The 2054-nt window shown below is 71.1% G+C and carries 2 protein-coding genes; both read right to left on the reverse strand.

What is annotated here, in order from left to right; translation table 11 throughout:
- Positions 1–1029, reverse strand: a 1029-nt coding sequence (locus ESO86_RS15970) for a 5'-3' exonuclease (RefSeq protein ID WP_277985243.1), incomplete at its 3' end; no start/stop codon positions are given.
- A 53-nt stretch (positions 1030–1082) separates the two neighbouring features.
- Positions 1083–2054: putative PEP-binding protein (locus tag ESO86_RS15975; RefSeq protein WP_340638871.1), on the reverse strand; the 972-nt coding region annotated here is incomplete at its 5' end.

A 2054-nucleotide genomic window follows, 5' to 3' on the forward strand; every position in this document is an offset into this window, starting at 1 on the left:
CTCGGCCGCGGTCGACCGTGCGAGCCAGTCGGCCAGCTCGTCGCCGCGCAGCGCCTGCGGTACCGGTGCCGCCGCCGCGGGCTCCGCCTCGGCGGAGAGGGCGGCGGTGCCGTCGGCCGTCAGCCCGTTCGACTCGGCCGCCATCTTGGTGACGCGGTCGAGCAACGTCTTGAACTCGAGCCGGTCGAACAGCTCGCGCACGGCCGCCTCGTCCATCGGCCGGGCCACGAGGTCGGGGATCTCGACGTCGAGCTCGAGGTCGCGCACGAGGCGGTTGAGGCGTCGGTTGCGGATCGCGTTCTCGCGCTCGCGTCGCAGGTTGTCGCCGACCACGCCCTTGATCTCGTCGATGTGCTCGAGGATGCCGTCGAGGCTGCCGTAGAGGCCCAGCCACTTGACCGCGGTCTTCTCGCCGACCTTCGTGATGCCGGGCAGGTTGTCACTGGTCTCGCCGACGAGCGCCGCGACCTCGGGGTACTGCTCGGGCCGCACGCCGTATCGCTCGACGACCGCCTCGGCGTCGTAGCGCTTCAGCTGCGACACCCCCTGCACGTTCGGGTACAGGAGGGTCACGTCATCGTCGACGAGCTGGATCGTGTCGCGGTCGCCCGAGACGACGAGCACGTCGAATCCCTCGGCCGCGCCGCGCGTGGCGAGGGTGGCGAGGATGTCGTCGGCCTCGTAGTCCTCCTTCTCGAGCACCGTGATCCGCATGGCGCGCAGCGCCTCCTTGAGGAGGCCGATCTGGCCCTTGAACTCCTGCGGCGTCTCGCTGCGGTTCGCCTTGTACTCGGTGTACTCGCGCGTGCGGAACGACTGCCGCGACGTGTCGAAGGCGACCGCCAGGTGGGTCGGCTTCTCGTTGCGCAGCAGCATGAGCAGCATCGACAGGAAGCCGTGGATGGCGTTCGTGTGCTGCCCGTCGCGGGTGCTGAAGCTGTCGACCGGGAGGGCGTAGAACGCGCGGTAGGCCAGCGAATGGCCATCGACGACGAGCAGGGTGGGCTTCACGGGGGTGGGGTCGGGCACCCGACAAGACTACAAGCGGGCACCGACACGACCGGGCCCGCGCCCGGCCCCGGTCAGCCCGCCGGTGCACCCCGCGCGGCGTCGAGGAGGATGCGCCGCTCCGCGGCCGCGACCACCCGTCGAGTGCGGTCCGCGGCATCCGGGTTGACCGAGATCGAGTCGATGCCGAACCGCACGAGGTGCTCGGCGAACGCCGGATCGTTCGACGGAGCCTGGCCGCACAGGGATGACGTGATCCCCGACCTGCGGCACGCGCCGATGATCCGCTCGATCGCGTCCAGCACCGCCGCGTCGGACTCGTCGAACAGCTCGGCGCAGATCTCCGAGTCGCGGTCGACGCCCAGCATCAGCTGCGTGAGGTCGTTCGAGCCGATCGAGACGCCGTCGATCCCCAGGGCCGCGTACTCGGGGATGCGGTAGGCGATCGACGGCACCTCGGCCATCACCCACCGCTTGAGGCCCCGCTGGCGGCCGAGGGGGCTCGCATCGATCAGCTCGAGGCAGGCCTCCAGCTCCCAGCGCGTCCGGACGAACGGCAGCATGACGTGGAGGTTCGGCGTCTCCTCGCGCACCCGGGCCAGGAGCTCCATCTCGAGCGAGAACCGCTCCGGCTCCTTGACGTACCGGTATGCGCCGCGGTACCCGATCATCGGGTTGTTCTCCTGCGGCTCGAACCGGTCGCCGCCCTCGAGTCCGCGGAACTCGTTCGTGCGGAAGTCGATCGTGCGATAGACCACGGGGCGCCGCCCGAACGCGCGCGTGACCGCGAGCAGCGACTCGGTCATCCGGCGCACGAACTCGTCGCGCTCGCCACGTGCGAGCATCTCGCGCGGATGCAGTCCGCCGAGGGCGTCGGTGATCATGAACTCCGCACGCAGCAGGCCGACGCCGTCGACGTCGAGCGCGGCGACCTCCTCGGCGCGCTCGGCGATCGCGAGGTTGACGTAGAGCTTCGTGGCCAGCGGGACGGGCGCCCCCGGTCCCCCGGGCGCCGCGACCGGCGCGGTCGTCGCCGGCGGCACGGC

Source organism: Agromyces binzhouensis (assembly GCF_004135055.1).
In the GTDB taxonomy this organism is placed as follows: Bacteria; Actinomycetota; Actinomycetes; order Actinomycetales; family Microbacteriaceae; genus Agromyces; species Agromyces binzhouensis.